Origin of the sequence: Methylobacterium crusticola (assembly GCF_003574465.1) — a bacterium.
In the GTDB taxonomy this organism is placed as follows: domain Bacteria; phylum Pseudomonadota; class Alphaproteobacteria; order Rhizobiales; family Beijerinckiaceae; genus Methylobacterium; species Methylobacterium crusticola.
Genome location: NZ_KZ984634.1, coordinates 1 through 19194 on the forward strand (window position 1 = coordinate 1; position 19194 = coordinate 19194).

13 protein-coding genes and 2 pseudogenes are annotated in these 19194 nt (G+C 71.3%); 5 read left to right on the forward strand and 10 right to left on the reverse strand.

The window, feature by feature from the left end:
* Positions 1-61: 61 nt before the first annotated feature.
* Positions 62-337 (forward strand): annotated as a pseudogene (locus DT057_RS03920) (transposase family protein); the annotation flags it as partial.
* A gap of 296 nt (positions 338-633) precedes the next feature.
* On the opposite strand, the pseudogene DT057_RS03925 reads toward DT057_RS03920, so the two are convergent.
* The 8 genes and pseudogenes from DT057_RS03925 to DT057_RS03960 all read right to left on the reverse strand — a co-directional run.
* Positions 634-1401 (reverse strand): annotated as a pseudogene (locus tag DT057_RS03925) (ATP-binding cassette domain-containing protein); the annotation flags it as partial.
* Complete coding sequence (locus tag DT057_RS03930) at positions 1398-2519, reverse strand: ABC transporter permease (protein WP_128560818.1); 1122 nt, start codon at positions 2517-2519, stop codon at positions 1398-1400. The gene DT057_RS03930 and the pseudogene DT057_RS03925, both read right to left, overlap by 4 nt.
* Before the next feature lie 74 nt (positions 2520-2593).
* The gene (locus DT057_RS03935; protein WP_128560819.1) at positions 2594-3538 is read right to left on the reverse strand and encodes a sugar ABC transporter substrate-binding protein; all 945 of its coding nucleotides are present in this window, start codon (positions 3536-3538) and stop codon (positions 2594-2596) included.
* A gap of 93 nt (positions 3539-3631) precedes the next feature.
* Entirely contained in the window at positions 3632-5131 is a 1500-nt protein-coding gene (locus tag DT057_RS03940; RefSeq protein ID WP_128560820.1) for a CoA-acylating methylmalonate-semialdehyde dehydrogenase, read from the reverse strand.
* 133 nt (positions 5132-5264) lie between these two features.
* Positions 5265-6215 (reverse strand): myo-inosose-2 dehydratase, encoded by a 951-nt coding sequence (gene iolE, locus DT057_RS03945; protein WP_128560821.1) that lies wholly within the window; start codon positions 6213-6215, stop codon positions 5265-5267.
* A 52-nt stretch (positions 6216-6267) separates the two neighbouring features.
* On the reverse strand, positions 6268-8115 hold the full coding sequence (gene iolD, locus DT057_RS03950) for a 3D-(3,5/4)-trihydroxycyclohexane-1,2-dione acylhydrolase (decyclizing) (protein ID WP_128560822.1): 1848 nt from the start codon (positions 8113-8115) through the stop codon (positions 6268-6270).
* A 14-nt stretch (positions 8116-8129) separates the two neighbouring features.
* Positions 8130-9125, reverse strand: a complete 996-nt coding sequence (gene iolG, locus DT057_RS03955) for an inositol 2-dehydrogenase (RefSeq protein WP_128560823.1) — start codon at positions 9123-9125, stop codon at positions 8130-8132.
* 151 nt (positions 9126-9276) lie between these two features.
* Positions 9277-11214 (reverse strand): substrate-binding domain-containing protein, encoded by a 1938-nt coding sequence (locus tag DT057_RS03960; protein ID WP_128560824.1) that lies wholly within the window; start codon positions 11212-11214, stop codon positions 9277-9279.
* A 298-nt stretch (positions 11215-11512) separates the two neighbouring features.
* On the opposite strand from DT057_RS03960, the gene DT057_RS03965 reads away from it, so the two are divergent.
* The 4 genes from DT057_RS03965 to iolB all read left to right on the forward strand — a co-directional run bounded on the left by DT057_RS03965 (position 11513) and on the right by iolB (position 16729).
* Positions 11513-12691, forward strand: coding sequence for a carbohydrate porin (locus DT057_RS03965; protein WP_162501308.1), 1179 nt, complete (start codon positions 11513-11515; stop codon positions 12689-12691).
* A gap of 204 nt (positions 12692-12895) precedes the next feature.
* A complete protein-coding gene (locus tag DT057_RS03970; RefSeq protein ID WP_128560826.1) occupies positions 12896-13750 on the forward strand; it encodes a MurR/RpiR family transcriptional regulator in 855 nt (284 codons plus the stop codon).
* Between the two features lie 68 nt (positions 13751-13818).
* Complete coding sequence (locus tag DT057_RS03975) at positions 13819-15726, forward strand: bifunctional 5-dehydro-2-deoxygluconokinase/5-dehydro-2-deoxyphosphogluconate aldolase (RefSeq protein WP_128560827.1); 1908 nt, start codon at positions 13819-13821, stop codon at positions 15724-15726.
* 205 nt (positions 15727-15931) lie between these two features.
* Positions 15932-16729 carry a 5-deoxy-glucuronate isomerase gene (gene iolB, locus DT057_RS03980; RefSeq protein WP_128560828.1) on the forward strand — a complete coding sequence of 266 codons (798 nt, stop codon included), beginning with the start codon at positions 15932-15934 and terminating at the stop codon, positions 16727-16729.
* A 130-nt stretch (positions 16730-16859) separates the two neighbouring features.
* On the opposite strand, the gene DT057_RS03985 is transcribed toward iolB, so the two are convergent.
* Positions 16860-18833, reverse strand: coding sequence for an ABCB family ABC transporter ATP-binding protein/permease (locus DT057_RS03985; RefSeq protein ID WP_128560829.1), 1974 nt, complete (start codon positions 18831-18833; stop codon positions 16860-16862).
* Positions 18834-18875: 42 nt separating this feature from the next.
* The coding region (locus DT057_RS03990; protein ID WP_128560830.1) for a LysM peptidoglycan-binding domain-containing protein at positions 18876-19194 on the reverse strand (319 nt) is incomplete at its 5' end.

Below are 19194 nucleotides of genomic sequence, written 5' to 3' on the forward strand. Positions count from 1 at the left end.
TTGAGCAGGGGTGCGAAAAGCGATCCGCATCCGTTAGAGCGGCTTCCACGATCTTGCCGACCGGACGGTCAAGCGGCGTGACTCCGACTGGATCGCACGCGGCGTGCTGGATCGGATGCTGGCGGACTTGGCGCGCGACGCCGATCTGGAGTGGTTGACGATCGACGCGACCATCGTGCGCGCACCAGCATGCGGCCGGGGCGTGCAAGGCCAGAGGGGGGCGGATGCCCAGGGCCCGGGCCGGTCTCGCGGCGGCCTGAGCACCAGGATCCATGTGGCCGGCGATGCGCTGGGCTGCCCGGTGCGCCTGCTCGCCAGCCCGGGCCAGCGCAACGACGGATGTTGACCCGCTTTCGTGGAGTGGTGATCAGCCTGCGGGCGATGGGTCCGTCAGCACCTCCTCGTGGCTGATCGGCGAGCGGTAGCCGAGAGCGGAGTGGCGTCNGTTCTCGAGGCGTTCGCTCGCGCGGAGGCAGCCCATCTGCGCTCCGGACACCCGCCTCGGGGCAGGCCGACCGTCCTCGCCCGAGAGGGGCGTCGCGCCGTCGGCTACACGTGCGCCAACGCGGTGGGGGCGGTCCGCGCGCGCGGCAGGCCGGTCTCCGAGACGGCGGCCGTGCCGTCGTCGGGCCCCTCGTTGAACCGCTGCAGCGGCTTGCCGCCCGCCATGAGGTCGTAGAGCGCGTCCATCGCGATGGCGTCCTTGGCGAAGGTCCCGAGCGTCTGGCCCCGGTTCAGGATCGTGAACCGGTCCCCCACCGCGTAGGCGTGGCGGACGTTGTGGGTGATGAAGATGACGCCGATGCCCTCCCGGCGCACGCGATCGATGTAGGTCAGGACCATCGCGGTCTGGGTCACGCCGAGCGCCGAGGTCGGCTCGTCCAGGATCAGGACCTTCGCACCGAAGTAGACGGCCCGGGCGATCGCCACGCATTGCCGCTCGCCGCCCGACAGGGTGCCGACCGCCTGTTGCGGGTCGCGGACGTCGATGCCGATCCGCTGCATCTCCCGCCGGGTCACCGCGTCCGCCTGCGCCAGGTCGAGCTGACGGAACGGGCCGCGGCCCTTCAGGGGCTCCCGGCCCATGAAGAAGTTCCGCGTGATCGAGAGGAGCGGGATCATCGCGAGGTCCTGGTAGACCGTGGCGATGCCGGCCGCCATGGCGTCCCGCGGACCGGAGAAGTGACGCGACTCGCCGTTGACCAGGAACGCGCCCGCCGTGTGCGGATGGACGCCGGAGAGCGTCTTGATCAGCGTCGACTTCCCGGCGCCGTTGTCGCCGAGGAGGCAGAGCACCTCGCCCGCGTGGACGGTCATGGACACGCCGTTCAGGGCGATGACGGAGCCGAAGCGCTTGACGAGGTCGCGCACCTCGATCAGCGGAACCATCTGTTCGGTCATGAGCGTTCTCCCGTGGCACGCTTGCGGATCACGTTGTTGAAGATGACGGCGACCAGCAGCATGCCGCCGAGGAACACGAGGTACCAGTCCTGATCGATGCTGGTATAGGTCAGCCCGATGAGCACCAGGCCGAAGATGATCGACCCGAAGAAGGCGCCGATGGCCGAGCCGTAGCCGCCGGTCAGGAGGCAGCCGCCGATGACCGCCGCGATGATCGCCTCGAACTCCTTCTGGAAGCCGCGACGGGCGTCGGTCGAGCCGGCATCGAGCACGGTGAGAATGGCCACCAGGGTGGCGCAGCACGCCGTGCCGATGAACAGGATGGTCTTGACCCGCTCGACCGGCACGCCGGAATTGCGCGCCGCGCCGGCATCGCCGCCGACCGCGTAGATCCAGTTGCCGAACCGTGTCCGCACGAGGAGCCAGGTCGCCAGCAACGCGAGCGCGCTGAACCAGACGATCACCACCGGAATGCCCTCGACCTTCGGCAGGCCGTTGGGGAAGCTGTCGATCAGGCCCCGGGCGGCGAGCCAGCGGAAGGGCGCCTCGCCCAGGCTTCCGGAGAACAGGCGGGCCACGATGCTGTCCGCGACCACGTCCTTCACCCCGCGCAGCTGGGTGGCGCCGCCGCTCGCCCATTTCAGGCCGACGAGGGTCAGCCCGCGCAGGATGAACAGGAAGGCGAGCGTCACGATGAAGGAGGGCAGTCCGGTGCGCAGCACGATCTGCGCGTTCGTGAAGCCGACGGCCAGCGCGACCGCGAAGGCCGCGAGGATCGCGAGCGGGACCGGCAGGTTCCACACGACCAGGGCGGCCGCGAAGACGAAGCCCGCGAAGGCGACCATCGAACCGAGGGAGAGGTCGAACTCCCCGCCGATCATCAGCAGGGCCGCACCGATCGCCAGGATGCCGAGCTGCGCTGCGGGCACCAGGAAGTTCATCACGCCCGCGAGCGTGAACATGCTCGCGTTCGCGAAGACGAGAAAGAAGGCCGTCACGAGGATCAGGCCTGCGACCGCGCCCAGTTCGGGCCGCCGCATCAGCGCGGTCAGCGGCGACGCCCGCTCGATGCGCTCGTCCACGCAGCCGGGAGTCTGGGGTTGAGATGCACTCATCATACTCGAGCCGTCCTTGGCCTGCGATGCGGATGGAAGGAGGCTCGGCGGCTCGCGAGCGCGCCGAGCCCGGACCTTCAGCGAGACGCCCGCCCTGCGGATGCGAGGATGCGCTCGGCCTGGGGCTTGACGACGAAGCTCGGGCCGGTCGCGATGTCGGAGGTCGGGAGCCTGCCGTAGCGGGCCTTCACGGCGAGCAGGCTGACCGGCAGGTAGCCCTGGAGGAAGGGCTGCTGGTCGAGGGCGAACAGGGCTTTGCCCTTGACGATGTTCGTCAGGAAGGCCGGCGACAGGTCGAAGGTCGCGACCTTCACCCTGCCGGACAGGCCGGCCGCATCGACCGCCTCCACCGCGGGCTCGCCGCCGAAGGCGCTGGCCAGGCCGACGACGACGTCGACCGAGGCATCGCGCGTGAGGGCTGCGCCCACCTTCGCACGCGTCTCGGCCGGATCGGTCGAGACGGGGAGCACCGTGCCCTTGCCCTGCAGGCCCTCCTGGAGACCCTTGCAGCGTCGATCGAGGGAGACGTTGCCGACCTCGTGATAGACGCACACGGCGTTCTTGAAGCCCTCGCCCTTCAGACGCGCCCCGAGGATGCGACCGGCGGCGAGCTCGTCCTGGCCGACGTGCAACGCGATGCCGAGACGGGGGGCCGCATCCGCACCCGCGTTGATCGAGATCACCGGGATGCCGGCGGCGACGGCCTTCCTGATCGACGGCCCGAGGGCGTCGGGGTCGGGGTTGGAGACGACGATCCCGTCCGGCGACTGGTTGACGGCCGCGTCGATGAGCTGGCCCATGGCGACGACGTCGAAGGTTTCGGGGGCGCGGTAGACGACGTTGACCCCGTTGTCCTTGGCCGCCTTCGTGGCTCCATCCTTGACGATGGACCAGAACGCGTCGGAGGCTTGCCCGTGGGTGACCACCGCGATCGTGATGTCCTTGGCACCGGCCGGAGCGCCGACGAGCCAGCCCGCGCAGACGAACCCGGCGGCCAGACCCTGTTTCAGTCCCGTTCTCATGTTTCCCTCCCTGGACGTGGATGTCGGGTGATCGGATCGATGGCCCGGTTGACCCGGGTCTGGTCTTGAGCGGGGCGTTGCGCCCCCGCGTCCTCAGCTCATCGTCGGCATGACGAAGTCGGCGCCGGCCCGGATGCCCGTCGGCCAGCGGGTCGTGATGGTCTTCAGCCGCGTGTAGAAGCGCACGCCCTCGGGCCCGTGCATGTGATGGTCGCCGAACAGCGACGCCTTCCAGCCGCCGAAGGAGTGGAACGCCATCGGCACCGGGATCGGCACGTTGATGCCCACCATGCCGACCTGGATCTGGTGCGCGAACTCGCGCGCCGCGTCGCCGTCGCGGGTGAAGATCGCGGTGCCGTTGCCGAACTCGTGCGCGTTGATGAGCCGGGCGGCCGTCGCGTAGTCCGGTGCCCGGGTCACCGCCAGGACGGGCCCGAAGATCTCCTCCCGGTAGATCGTCATCTCCGGCGTCACCCGGTCGAACAGCGAGCCGCCGACGAAGAAGCCGTCGGCGTAGCCCTGGAGCCTGAGGCCGCGCCCGTCGACCAGCAGTTCGGCGCCCTCGCGCACGCCCTGATCGATGTAGCCCACCACCCTGTCGCGGTGCTGGCGGGTGACGAGGGGGCCCATCTCGGCCTCCGGGTCGGTGCCGGGCCCGACCTTGAGGGCGCGCACCTTCGGGATCAGCCGCTCGACCAGCGCGTCGGCGGTCCGCTCGCCCACCGGCACCGCCACGGAGACCGCCATGCAGCGCTCGCCCGCCGAGCCGTAGGCCGCACCCATCAGGGCATCGACCGCCTGGTCGAGGTCGGCGTCGGGCATGACGATCATGTGGTTCTTGGCGCCGCCGAGCGCCTGGGCGCGCTTCCCCGTGCTCGCCGCGGTGGCGTAGATGTAGCGGGCGATCGGGGTCGATCCGACGAAGCTGACCGCCTGGATGTCGGGGTGGTGCAGGAGCGCGTCGACCGCCTCCTTGTCGCCCTGCACGACCTGGAACACCCCGTCCGGCAGGCCGGCCTCGGTCAGCCACGCGGCGAGGAGGAGCGCGGCGGAGGGGTCGCGCTCGGAGGGCTTCAGGATGAAGCAGTTCCCGCAGGCGAGCGCGACGGGGAACATCCACATCGGCATCATGACGGGGAAGTTGAACGGTGTGATGCCGGCGACCACCCCGAGGGGCTGGCGCAGCGCATGGGAATCCACCCGGGTGCCGACGTTCTCGGTGACCTCGCCCTTGAGGAGCTGCGGGATGCCGGTGGCGAACTCGACGACCTCGGCGCCCCGCTGGATCTCACCCTTGGCGTCCGAGAGCACCTTGCCGTGCTCGGCGGTGATGATGGCCGCGAGCGCGTCGATCCGCCCTTCGAGCAGCCGCAGGAAGCGGTTGAGGATGCGCGCGCGCCGGAGCGGCGGCGTGGCGGCCCAGGCCGGGAAGGCGGCGCGGGCGCTGGCCACCGCAGCATCGACGTCCTCGCGGCTTGCCAGCGCGACGGCACCGGTCTGCTCGCCCGTTGCCGGGTTGTAGACCGGGGCGGTTCGCGGGCCTGAGCCTCGCGTCGGCTGGCCGGCGATGAAATGCCGAATGGCAGCGCTCATGGGTCGTCTTCCGGGGTCGGTCGTGTCTCGGGGGGTCGTCGCTTCGGTGCCGGTCTCGTGCGAGATCCGATCGCGCGATCTGCGTGCTTGCCGCGGGGCGCGGCTTCCGGCGCCGCGCGGCCGGATCCGGCGCTCAGACGGCGAGCGCCCGGCTTCGGGGGGCGCCCCGGGCGGCGGCTTCCGCGGAGGGGTCGAGCCGGAAGCCGGCCTCCCCCGCGGCGGCCGCGAGGTGGCGATACCCGAGCGTGGCATAGGTGAGCGGGTTCGCCTTGGCGGGGTCCTGCTCCGCCTCGACCACCATCCAGCCCCGGTATCCGGCCTGCGCCAGCGGGGTCAGGGCCGCGACGAAGTCGACGCAGCCGTCGCCCGGCACCGTGTAGACGCCCTCGACCACGGACTTGAGGAAGCTCCAGCGCTCCGCCCGCACCCGCGCCGCCACGTGCGGCCGCACGTCTTTGGCGTGCACGTGGTTGACCCGGTGCGCCCAGCGCTCGGAGATCGCGGCCGGATCCTCGCCCGCGAAGACGAGGTGGCCGGTGTCGAGCAGCAGGCCGACCTCCGGCCCGGTGCCGTCCAGGAGGCGGTCGATCTCGGCGGCCGTCTCGATCACCGTGCCCATGTGGTGATGGAAGGCGATCCGGACTCCCTCGTCCGCCATGCGCTTGCCGAGCTCGTCGATCCGCTCGAGGAAAACCGGCCACTCCTCCGCCGACATCACCGGGCGCTCGGCGACCGGAACATCGATGAGCCCCTGGACGGTGCCCGAGGTCTCGGCGAACACCATGACCTCGCAGCCGCAGGCCTTGAGCAGGTCGAGATGCGGGCGCATCGCCGCCAATTCGGCCTTCGCGCTCCGCCGCCGAAGCTCGGCGCCGTACCATCCCGAGATGAAGTCGAGCCCGTGGGAGCCGAGCAGCTCGACGAGGGCGGCGGGATCGGTCGGAAACTTGTTGCCCTTCTCGATGCCGGTGAAGCCCGCCTCGCTCGCCTGCGCAAGGCAGGTTTTTAGAGGCGTGTCGCCGCCGAGTTCGGGCATGTCGTCGTTGGACCACGCGATCGGGTTGGTGCCGAGCCGGATCGTCATCGCCTTGAAACCTTCTGATCGGTCGTGTCGGGAGCGGATGGGGCGAGGCAGGCTATCGGCGCTCGGACAGCACCGCCTCGTAGGCAGCGCGGGCCCGGCGCACCTCCGGGCGCGGCGAGACCGCCGGGACCGCGACCTCCCACCAGGCGCCGCCCGCGGCGGTCGTCACCCGCGGGTCGGTGTCGATCACCACCACGCTGACCCCGTCCCGCCCGGCGGCCCCGTCGAGGGCCCGGGTCAGCCCGTCGAGCGAGTCCGCGTGCTCCGCGTGGGCGCCGAGGCTGCGGGCATGTCCGGCGAAATCGACCCAGCTCTCGGAGGCCCGGTGATCGACGTCGGCGATGAGGTTGTTGAACCCGGCGCCGCCGCAGGCGCGCTGCAACCGGTCGATGCAGCCGTAGCCGCGGTTGTCGAGCAGCACGACGGTGAGCTTGAGGCCCAGCATCACCGCGGTGTGGATCTCGGAGTTCATCATCAGGTAGCTGCCGTCGCCCACCGTGACGAAGACGGGGCGGTCGGGGCACGCCAGGGCGACGCCGAGGCCGGCGGCGATCTCGTAGCCCATGCACGAGTAGCCGTACTCGACGTGGTAGCCGCCGGGCCGGGCGGTCCGCCAGAGCTTGTGCAGCTCGCCCGGCAATCCCCCGGCCGCGCAGACCACGATGCCGTCGGGACCGGCGGCCCGGTTCACGGCGCCCACGATCTGGGCGTCCGAGGGCAGTCCCGAGGGGTTTTCGATCGTGGCGGACGTCGCCGCCTCGACGGCCGCGTCCCATTCGGCCTTCAGTCCGGCGATGCGCGCGCCGTGGCCGGCGGGGCTCGCCGCGGAGCCGAGGGCCGCATCGAGGGCAGCCAGGCCCGCCCTCGCGTCGGCGACGAGCGCGAGCGCGCCGTGCTTGCCGGCGTCGAAGGGCTGCACGTTGAGCTGGACGAGGGCGGCCTCGTCCGCGAACAGCCTCCGCGAGCCCGTCGTGAAGTCCTGAAGCCGGGTTCCGACGCCGAGGATCAGATCGGCGTCCGCGGCGAGCGCGTTGGCGGCCGCGGATCCGGTCACGCCGATCGCGCCGACGGCGAGCGGATGGTCCCAGGGCAGGGCGCCCTTGCCGCCCTGGGTCTCGGCGACCGGGATGGCGTGCGCCTCCGCGAACGCGGCGAGCGCCGGGCAGCCCTCCGCATAGTGCACGCCGCCGCCCGCGACGATCAGCGGACGCCGGGCGCCGGCGAGGAGCGCGGCGGCCCGGGCCACCTCGTCCGGATCGGGTGCCGGACGCCGTGGCGCGTGAATCCGCGGCGCGAAGAAGGGCTCGGGATAGTCGAAGGCCTCGGCCTGGACGTCCTGGCAGAACGCGAGGGTGACGGGGCCGCAGGCCGCGGGATCCGTGAGGACCCGCAATGCGGCCGGCAGGGCCGCGAGGAGTTGCTCCGGCCGGGTGATCCGGTCGAAGTAGCGCGACACGGGCCGGAAGCAGTCGTTGGCGCTCACGGTCGCGTCGGCGAAATCCTCGATCTGCTGGAGGACCGGGTCGGGCCCGCGCCCGGCGAAGACGTCGCCCGGCACGAGCAGGACCGGCAGCCGGTTGACGTGCGCGAGGGCTGCGGCCGTGACCATGTTGGTCGCGCCCGGGCCGATCGAGGTCGTGCAGACCATCATCTGGCGGCGGTTGCGCGCCTTGGCGAAGGCGATGGCGGCGTGGGCCATCGCCTGCTCGTTGTGGGCCCGGTAGGTCGGGAGGACGTCGCGGGCGGCCTGCAGGGCCTCGCCCAGGCCGGCGACGTTGCCGTGGCCGAAGATGGCCCAGCACCCCGCGAAGAGCGGGTGCTCGGCACCGTCGACCACGGTTCTCTGCGCCGCGAGGAAGCGCACCATGGCCTGGGCTGCGGTCAGGCGGAGATTCGTCATGATCCCGGCCCCGGTCAGCGCGCGACGCGCACGACGGCGCCGGTCCTGAGGCTCTGCAGCGCCGCCTCGGCGAGGCGCAGGGCCTCGCGGCCTTCGGCGAAGCTCGCGAGCGGTGTCCGGCGGGCCTCGATGCAGTCGACGAAGTGGTCGATCTCGGCGTTGTAGGCCTGGGTGTAGCGCTCGATGAAGAAGTCCTCGACCCGGTCCCGGCTGCGCGTCCGCTCCCGCGTCCAGCCCTCGACGGTCGTCGCGTGCTGGTTGTGGGCCTGGAGCATGCCGTCCGCGCCGAACACCTCGATGCGCTGATCGTAGCCGTAGGCGCAGCGGCGGCTGTTGTTGATGTGCACGAGGGCGCCGGAGGCGGCCCGCAGCACCACCATGGCCGCGTCGACGTCGCCGGCCTCGGCGATGCCGGGCTCGATCAGATTGGCCCCGGCCGCGAAGACCGCGACGATGTCGCCGGCGAGGTAGCGGGCCATGTCGAAGTCGTGGATCGTCATGTCGAGGAACAGGCCGCCCGACGTCTTGATGTAGGAGACCGGCGGGGGCGCCGGGTCGCGGCTCGTGATGACGACCTGCTCGACGGCGCCGATCTCCCCGGCGGCGACGCGATCGCGCACCGCCTTGAAGGAGCGGTCGAACCGGCGGTTGAAGCCGATCATCACGAGCGGATCGCGGTCACGGATGGCGTTCCAGCATCGATCGACGCGCGCCATGTCGAGGTCGATCGGCTTCTCGCAGAGCACCGCCTTGCCGGCCCTCACGGCAGCGACGATCAGGTCGACATGCGTGTCGGTGGGCGTCGCGATCAGGACCGCCTGGACCTCGGGATGGGCCAGCGCCGCCTCGATCGAGTCCGCCGCCACCGCGCCCGTCTCCGCGGCGGCCGCGCGGGCGGTCTCGGGAAATTTGTCGTAGCAGGTCACCAACGTCGCCCTGGGATGGCGCGCGACGTTGAGGGCATGCATGCGCCCGATGCGACCGCAGCCCAGGACCGCAAACCCGACCATACCTTCTCTCCCTGCTCTCCGCGCAGCGAACTGCACACATGCGGATTTATTTGCTTTTACTGAATTTGGTTGGATTGATTTCTCTGTCTCGACAATTATACACTGCGTTTACGGTGTCAAGACAGAAAAAGTCAGCCGAATACGAAGTTGTTCACTGATGCTGCTCATCGTGCTGGGATGCTCGCCTGGTGTATCCTGGGTCCGGCGCACCCATTCCGACCGCACGACCCTGCCGCAGCGATTGCGTGGCCGCGTCCGCGAGGGTGACCGCGACCCTGAGCGCCGCCATGTCGAAGCCGTCGGTCAGGCGACCGCCGATGGCCGCGGCGAAAGCGGCGAGCTGACGTTTCTCGGCCAGGACGCTGACCGCCTCCCAGGGCTGCACGTTCCAGGCTCGGCCACCCTGCCGATGCAGGACCGTCGATTCGAGGCCGATCGCGGCCTCGAGCGAGCCCGTGGTGCCGACGACCGCGAGATGCTCCGTCGGTGGCAGGGTGGGGCCGCCCAGGCGTTCCAGCGTGGCCAGGCATCCCCCGGAGAGACGCATCGTCGCCGCAACTGCCCGAGAGGGAGGCGCCGCATCCGCGTCCGCTTGCCTGTGATCGAGCGCCACGATCTCCGCCCCCTCCTGGCCCGTGACGAAGCGAATCAGGTCGAAGTCCTCGATGAGGGGCAGCGCACCCGGGGACGATTCGTCGAACGGGCCGCCATGGCGGGTCAGCCGCAGGCTCAGGAGCGACCCGATCTCTCCCGCCTCGACGAGATGCGCGATCCGCACCGCGGCCGGATCGAGGCGCAGCCGCGACATGGCCTGGAAGACGGCCGACGACTGCCCGCGGGCGAAGGAGCTGTCGAGAACCGGCAGCGCGGCGGCGCTGGGTCGGCAGAGGACATGGACGTGGCGGCGCACCGCCTCCTCGATCAAGGCGAGGCATTCGGGCGCGTCGCAGGTGACCAGCAGGGCGTCGACGTCATCCAGGGCCCGGCGTGCCTCGGCCGGGGACAGGCTGCGGGCCCCGAAGGACAGGGCAAGCTCGTCTGCCCGGTCGCCCGACGCGTCGAAGACGCCGGCCAGGGCGATGCCTCCGCCGGCCGAAAGGGCGGTCGCGAACCGCCGGGCATCCTGTCCTGCGCCGGCCAGCACGACGGAGCGGAGTTCCGCCGACGCGCTGCGCCGCCGCGGCAGCGTCACGACGCGCCCGGGGCGCGTCGCAGGCACGCAGCGCGCCGTGCTCTCGCGGATCACGAGCTCGGCCTTCAGGACGATCCTGGCCGGCTCCCCGCCCTCGCGAAGAAGGTCCATGGCCGCTTCGGCCATCGCGGCGAGAGGCTGGGAGACGGAGGTGAGGAGCGGCTGCGCGATCCGGGCTTCCAGGCTGTCGTCGAACCCCATCACCGAGAGATCGTCCGGCACGCGCCGGCCCGAAGCCGTCACGGCGCGAATGGCGCCGACCGCCATGACGTCGTTCGCGCAGAACAGGGCCGTGAGGTCACCGCGCTCCTCGAGGAGCCTGGTGGCCGCGTAGAGGCCGCCGGACAGGCGGAAATCCGCGTAGGCGACCGGGCCGGGCTCGAGGGCGCCGGTCAGCGCACGGACGCGCTCGACGAAGCCCTGCGTCCGCTGGTCGACGCTCTCCGCCATGCCGGGATGCGCGGTGATGCAGCCGATCCGGCGGTGGCCGAGGGCGTAGAGGTGATCGGCTGCGAGCGCGGCGGCGGCCCGGTTGTCGATCGCCACGCTCGGCAGCACGCTGGTCGCCGCCACCCGGTCGATCAGCACGGCCGGCAGCCCGGCCGCCTGAAGCGTCGCGTCGAGGGCCGGATCCGAGATGGTCGGGGCGATGATCAGTCCATCGACGCGGCGACCCACGAAATCGTCGATGTAAGCCTGCTCGCGGTCGCGATCGTAGTCGGAATTGCAGGTCACGACCCGCATGTCGCGCTCGTAGGCGAGCAGTTCGATGCGGCGCGCGATGTCGCTGAAGAAGCTGTTGGAAACATCCGGCAGGATGAGGCCGATTAGCTTGGCGCGGCCGGCGGGCGGGGGTGCTTCGCGCGCCGCTGCCGGGGCGGGCTCGCGGCGGTTGATGCGGTCGCTGGCGCTCTCCGGCGTCGTCCTCGGTGCGGAATGCCTCTCGGGAGGCCTCGGCGCCCGCGCTCAGGCCGTGGCGGTCCAGGGCACGTCCGGCCTCGCCGTGACGGGCGCGCCCGTGGTCGCGGCCTCACCGGCCCAGGCGCTGCGGCCGCGGCGGCGGCCACGCCCCCGCACCGCGGGTCTTCCTCTGGCGCGTCCCTCGACGGCGACCTCCCCGGACCTTGCCCCAGGCGGAAGCCTCGACACCAATGCCCCCGGACCGAGTTGGGGTCTGCTCGGCAATTTCGGCGGCGTGCGCGACGACCTCTACCGCGCCGGCATCCGCGTCGATGCCAGCGTCGACTACCAGGCCGCCACCAATATCCAGGGCGGCGTGCGCGGGCAGGACGTGCGCGGCAGCGGGCAGCTGGTCTTCCGGGCCACCGCCGACATGAACCGCCTGGCGGGCATCGAGGGCGGAACCCTGGCCGTCATCCTCACCGACCGCTTCGGCCGAAGCCTCACCGCCGACCAGGGTCTCCAGCTCCTGCAACAGACCGAAGAGGTCTTTGGCCGCGGCCGCATCCCGCGCCTGACGACGTTCTCCTACGATCAGCAGTTCGGCCCCAACATCGACCTCAAGTTCGGCCGCCTGCCGGTCGGCTCCGATTTCGCGGGCTTCGCGTGCGAGTTCCAGAACCTGACCTTCTGCGGCGCCCAGCCCGGCAACATGGTCGGGAACTACTGGTACAACTGGCCGGTCTCGCAATATGCGGCCCGCCTGCGGCTCGGCAACCTCGACACCGGCTACCTCCAGGCCGGCGTCTACCAGGTGAACCAGCGCGACCTCGACGACGGCTTCAACGTCGACCCGACCCGGGCCACCGGCGCGCTGGCCATCGTCGAGGGCGCTCTCTTCCCGAAGGTCGGCCCCCTGGGTTACCGCGGCAGCTACACGGTGGGCGGCTGGTTCCAGACCGCGGGCGGGCCCGACCTCTACCGCAACGGCGCCGGACTGCCCCTGTCGGTGGCCGGCGGCACGCCGCTGGCGCACCAGGAGCGCAGCGGCGTCTACGGCATCGCGATCCAGGAGGTGTACCGACCCCTGCCCGACAACCCGGCCCGCAACATCTCCGCCTTCGTACGGGTGGCATTCGCCAATCCCAGCACCTCGGCCATCGACCAGCAGATGACGGCCGGTGCGGTCTACAAGGGCTTCTGGGACGCGCGCCCGTTCGACTGGATCGGCGTCGCCTTCGGCGTCTCGCACGCCAGCTCGGCCCTGGCCCGCGGCATCGCGGCGCTCAGCGCCTTCGACGGCGCCTTCCGGCCCCAGCCCGGCTACGAGCGCGCCCTGGAGGTGTTCTACAGCTTCGCCCTCACGCCGGACGTGGTGATCCGGCCCAACATCCAGTTCGTCAACAGACCCGGCGGCGTCGCAGGACGCACCGACGTCCTCGTCTTCGGCGTCAAGAGCGGCGTCACGTTCTGAGAAGCCCCCCGCGGCTCCAGGGCCGCGGGAGGCTCGTGCGCCCGGGCGCAACGCGCGTGCCCGAGAGGGGCCGGGCCGGTTGCGGCCGGGTGCGCCCGGGCCTACGGATCGGGCCGGCGGAACGCCTCGCAGCCGTTCCGCCGGCCCGCACACCTGCCGGAGGTGCGCGCGTGACGGAGGCACCTGCACGGACATGCGTCGCGCATGACATCGGACGCGAAACCCGTCGCGTCGGCCGAGCCGGCGCCCGCCAGCCTCGAGGCCTTGCGCGAACGCCTCGCGGGCCGCGACCTGAGACTGCCGAAACGGCTCGCGCAGGCGGCGGCCTTCCTGGTCGCGCATCCGGAGGAGGTCGCCTTCGGGACGGTGGCGGGCCTCGCTCAGCGCGCCGGAGTCCAGCCCTCGGCCCTGATCCGCATGGCCAAGGCCATGGGCTTCTCCGGGTTCTCCGACCTCCAGGCCCTGTTCCGCGAGCGGGTTCGCCAGAGGACGGCGGGCTACGATGCGCGCCTCTCCTCGGCGCGGGCCCGGACGGGAGCCGTGCCGGGCGGACTGCTCGGCGATTTCGGGCGGGTCGGAATCCGCGCGATCGGCCGGCTCGTCGAGACGGTCGAGACCGGGCGGTTCGAGGCGGCCGTCGCCACCCTCGCGGCGGCGGAGACGATCTACCTGATCGGACAGCGCCGTTCCTTCCCGGTCACCGCCTACATGAGCTACGTCCTCGGCACGCTCGGCATCCGGAACACGCTGCTCGGCTCGCCGCTCGGTACGGACGGGGAGACCGTCGCGTTCGCCACATCGCGGGACGCGGCGCTCGCCGTGACGTTCAGCCCCTACGCGCCCGCGACGATCGCCCATGCCGAGCGGGCCGCGGCATCCGGCTGCCCGCTCGTCCTCCTGACGGACAGCCCCCTGAGCCCGCTGGTACCCCACAGCCGGAACTGGATCGAGATCGTCGAGCCCGACCTCGACGGCTTCCGGACCATGACCGCCACCTTCACCCTGGCGGCCGCCCTCGCCGTCGCCATCGGCGGATCCAGGGCGCCTCGTGAAACATAAATTCCATATTTACATGGCATGGAATTTCCGTTTCATAAGCGTCGAGGATCGACGGGAGGACCTGCGCCGTGACGAAGACGCTGGATGTGGTGACGATCGGCCGGTGCTCGGTCGACCTCTACGCGCAGCAGATCGGGACGCGGCTGGAGGATGCCGATTCCTTCGCGAGATCGGTCGGCGGGTGTCCGGCCAACATCGCCATCGGCGCGGCCCGCCTCGGTCTGAGATCGGCCCTCATCACCCGCGTCGGCGCCGAGCAGATGGGCGGCTTCGTGCGCGAGCAACTCGTGCGCGAGGGCGTGGAGACGTCCGGCGTCAAGGTCGACCCGGCCCGCCTGACCGCCCTCGTGCTGCTGGCGGTCGAGGACGCGGACACGTCGCCGATGATCTTCTACCGGGACAACTGCGCCGACATGGCCCTGGACGAGGCGGACGTGGATCCGGAGCTCGTCTCCTCCGCGCGCGCGGTCCTGGTCACCGGCACCCACTTCTCGCGGCCGGCCGCCGCGGCGGCCCAGCGCAAGGCGATCCGCCTCGCCCGGGAATCGGGCGGCAGGGTCGTCTTCGACATCGACTACCGGCCGAACCTGTGGGGGCTCGGCGGCCATGAGGCGGGGTTCTCCCGCTACGCCAAGTCGGAGGCCGTCTCACGGATCCTGAGCGGGGTCCTGCCGGAAGCCGATCTGATCGTCGGCACGGAGGAGGAGGTCATGATCGCGTCCGGCGAGGAGGACATCCTGGCCGGCCTGCGCGCGATCCGGGCCCGGACCCCGGCGACGCTGGTGCTCAAGCGGGGTGCCCGGGGCTGCGTGATCTTCGAAGGTCCCGTCGTGAGCCTGGACGACGGGATCCAGGGGGCGGGCTTTCCCGTCGACGTGCTCAACGTCCTCGGCGCCGGGGATGCGTTCATGTCCGGGCTGTTGTCGGGCTGGATCCGCGGCGAGCCGCTCGCGACCTGCGCGACCCTGGCCAACGCCTGCGGTGCCTTCGCGGTGTCGCGCCTGCTCTGCTCGCCCGAATATCCGACGCGGCCCGAACTCAATGCTTTCCTGGCGCGGGATAGAGCCACGCCCAGGCTGCGCACGGATCCCGTGCTGAACCACCTGCACTGGGCGACGACGCGCCGCCCACGGCCGGAGGGTTTGATGGCCTTTGCGATCGATCATCGCGCGCAACTCGAGACCGTCGCGGACGAGTTCGGCGTCCCCCGCAGCCGCATCGCCGACTTCAAGGCTCTGGCGGTCGATGCGGCGGCTCGGGTCGCCCGGGGGCGCCACGGCTTCGGGATGCTGCTCGACTCGACCTACGGGCAGAAGGCATTCCCCCGGGCCGCGCGCCACGGCTTCTGGATCGGCCGCCCTGTCGAGAAGCCGGGTTCGCGCCCCCTGGATTTCGATCAGCTCCCGGATCTCGGCAGCCACCTCAAGGAATGGCCGGTCGATCACACCATCAAGTGCCTGTGCTTCTGGCACCCGGACGATCCGGAGGCGCTGAAGGCCTTGCAGGAGCGGGAGCTGCTGCGGGTCTACGATGCGGCCCGGACGGCCGGGCGCGAACTGCTGATCGAGATCATCGCCGGCAAGCACGGCCGGCTCGAGCCCGGGACCGTCGCGTCGATCGTCCAGCACCTCTACGACCTCGGCATCAAGCCGGATTGGTGGAAGCTGGAGCCGCAGCACGATCCGACGGCCTGGCACCGGATCGCCGCGGTGATCGACCGGGAGGACCCCCTCTGCCGCGGGATCGTCCTCCTCGGCCTCGAAGCGCCAGAGGAGGCGCTCGTCGCCGCCTTCCGGGCCGCCGGCGACTGCCCCCGGGTGAAGGGTTTCGCCGTCGGCCGCACCCTGTTCGCCGACGCGGCGCGCCGCTGGCTGTCCGGGACGATCGACGACGAGGCCGCCGTCGCCGACATGGCGCGCCGCTTCGAGGCGCTGGTCGCGGCCTGGGAAGGCGCGGCCCGCCTGCAGGCTGCCTGAGGGGGTTGCCGCTGGTCGAAGCGGAGACCCCGGGGCGATCCCGCCCGACGATCAGGCCGGGTCCGGGTCCGGGGTCAGGCGCGCGCGGGCGGGACCAAGCTGAAACGTGCGGGTTTCGAGGATGGCCTGCGTGGCACTCGGTTCACGAAGCGCCGCCTGCTCCGGCCCGAACAGCACAGGCCCAATCAGAGAGGGACGGAACCGGATGTCCAGACTTTTGGTGAAGCCGCGCGCGGGCACCGGTCGTGTCGTCGACGTCACGCCGGCGAGTGCGGGCTGGAGCCATGTCGGCTTCGCCGTTCACGAGCTTGCCGCCGGCGACCGGGAGGCCGGCCACTTCGCGGAGCGCGAGACCTGCCTCGTTCTCGTCTCCGGCATCGGGTTCGTTGCGGTTGACGGGCGAGCCCTGGCGCGCGTCGGCGAGCGCCGGTCTCCTTTCGAGGGCCCGCCGGATTCGGTCTACGTGCCCGCCGGAGCCAGCTGGACCTTCGTCGCCGAGACCGCGGTGACCCTGGCGGTCTGCACGGCCCCCGGGCGCCCCGGCGCCCGTCCCGCCCGGCGGATCGATCCCGGCGCGGTAACGGACGAGATCCGCGGCGAGGGCAGCAATCTGCGCACCGTGCGCAACATCCTGCCGGAGGGCGCCGAGGCGGACAGCCTCCTCGTGGTCGAGGTGATCACGCCGGCCGGTCACAGCTCGAGCTATCCGCCGCACAAGCACGATCGGGACGCACTGCCCGCCGAATCCCTGCTCGAGGAGACCTATTACTTCCGGGTCAACCCGAAGCAGGGCTTCGCCTTCCAGCGGATCTACACGGACGATCGCAGCCTGGACGAGGCGGTGGCCGTCGAGGACGGGGACGTGACCCTGGTGCCGCGCGGCTACCATCCCTGCGCCGCGATCCACGGGTACGATCTCTACTACCTCAACGTCATGGCGGGTCCGCGGCGGACGTGGAAGTTCCACAATGCCGCCGAGCACGCTTGGCTCCTCCCCGCCTGAGCACCAGGGCCTTCGGGCTCCGGCGGGTTGATGGAATCCGAATGGAGCAGGCGGAACGCCCTCGAGCCGCCATCCATCGGCTTTGATCGCCCAACCCGCCGCATCCCAGCGACGTTCCACAACCGAACAGCTATGACAGGGCCGCGGGCTCGGGCGCCTTCTCGGCCGGCGGGGGGATCTCGCCCGGGTCGAGGCGCAGCCGCAGGCTCGGCTCCTCGCTCGCCTCGGCGCGCTTGAGGGCCTCGCGGGCCGCGTCGGCCTCGCGCTGGCGGTTCCACATCGCCGCGTAGACGCCGCCCCTCGCGAGCAGGGCCGGGTGGCTGCCGCGCTCGGCGATGAGGCCCTTGTCGAGGACGATGATCTCGTCGGCCTCCACCACCGTCGAGAGGCGGTGGGCGATGACCAGGGTGGTGCGGCCGCGGCTGACCCGGTCGAGGGCGTCCTGGATCTCCCGCTCGGTGAAGGAATCGAGGGCGGAGGTCGCCTCGTCGAGCACCAGGATCGGGGGCGCCTTCAGGATGGTGCGCGCGATGGCGACGCGCTGCTTCTCGCCCCCCGAGAGCTTCAGGCCGCGCTCGCCCACCGGCGTGTCGTAGCCCTCCGGCAGGGAGGCGACGAAGCGGTCGATCTGGGCGAGGCGGGCGGCCTCGCGCACCTCCTCGTCGGGGGCCTCCCAGCAACCGTAGCGGATGTTGTAGCCGATCGTGTCGTTGAACAGGACCGTGTCCTGCGGGACCATGCCGATCGCCGCCCGCAGGGAATCCTGGCGCACCGCCGCGATGTCCTGCCCGTCGATGGTGATGCGGCCGGATTGCGGCTCGTAGAAGCGGAAGAGCAGGCGCGACAGGGTCGACTTGCCGGCGCCCGAGGGCCCCACGATCGCCACCGTGCGCCCGGCCGGCACCGTGAAGCTGATCCCGCGCAGGATCGGCCGCTCCGGGACGTAGGCGAAGTGCACGTCCTCGAAGCGCACCACCCCGGGCCCGACCGCGAGGGCGCGCGCGCCCTCCCGGTCGGCGATCTCGGGGTTGCGGTGCAGGATGCGGAACATGTCGTCGATGTCGATCAGCGCCTGCTTGATCTCGCGGTAGATCATGCCCATGAAGTTCAGCGGCATCGACAGCTGCACCAGCATCGTGTTGACCAGCACGAAGCCGCCGATGGTGGCCCGACCGGCCATGATGTCGCGCGCCGCCAGCCACATCACGACCGTCATGCCGATCGTGAAGATCACGGCCTGCCCGGCGTTCAGCACCGCCAGCGAGACGTAGGTCTGCGTCGAGGCCGTCTCGTAGCGGGCCATGGAGTGGTCGTAGCGCCTCGTCTCGCGCTCCTCCGCGCCGAAATACTTCACCGTCTCGTAGTTGAGGAGCGAGTCGACCGCCTTGGTGTTGGCGTCGGTGTCGGAATCGTTCATCCGCTTGCGGATGGCGATGCGCCACTCGGTGGCCTTGTAGGTGTAGCCCAGGTAGCCGGCGACCATGGCCAGGACGACGAGCGAGTAGATCAGGTCGAACTCGTAGGCCAGCGTGCCCATCACCAGCAGGAACTCGACGATCGTCGGCACCAGCGTCAGCACCATCAGGCGCGACAACTCCTCGATGCCGTTGCGGCCGCGCTCCAGCACGCGGGTGAGCCCCCCGGTCTTGCGCTCCAGGTGGAAGCGCAGGGACAGGCGGTGCATGTGCGCGAAGGTCTGGAGCGCGAGGCGCCGCACGGCGTGCATCGCCACCTTGGCGAACAGCCCGTCGCGCACCTGGGTCAGCAGGGCCATCGCCACCCGGGTGGCGCCGTAGAGGACGATGAGCAGGGCCGGCGCCGCCCACAGGCCCCGGGGCAGCGCGCCCTCCCGGCCGCCCACCACCGCCACGAGGGCGTCCGTCGCCCACTTGAAGGTGAAGGGCAACGCCAGGGTCACGACCTTGGCGACGAGCAGCAGGCCGAAGGCGGTGAAGACGCGGCGCTGGAGGTCGGGACGGCCGTGGGGCCAGAGGTAGGGCCAGAGGCGGCGATAGGTCGCGACGAGGCCGGGCCGGTCGGGCCCATCCGGCTGGGAGGTGGTCTGCGTCACAAGCTCGGGTCCCGGGAGGGTCAGGGGCCGCATATAGGCGAGGCGGCCCGCCGATGCACCCGGGCGGTCCTCGCCTCAGCCCCGGCCCTCGGCTCCCTGGACCGGCGGCGCCTCGCCGGGCAGCACGAAGACCTGCCCGGGATAGATCCGGTTCGGGTTGCGGATCTGGCCCTGGTTGGCGTCGAAGATCACGGTGTAGCGGTAGCCCTTGCCGTAGGCCTTGCGGCTGATGCTCCAGAGGTTGTCGCCGCGGGTGACCTTGGCGGTGCTGATCGCGGCCACGAACACGCTGCCGGGCTCGGAGGCGCGGGCGTCCGGCGGCGCGTCGGGGCGGGCGGCGGCGAGCGCGGCCTCGGCGGCGGGCAGCGACGGCGGCCGGGACGGGGCGAGGGAC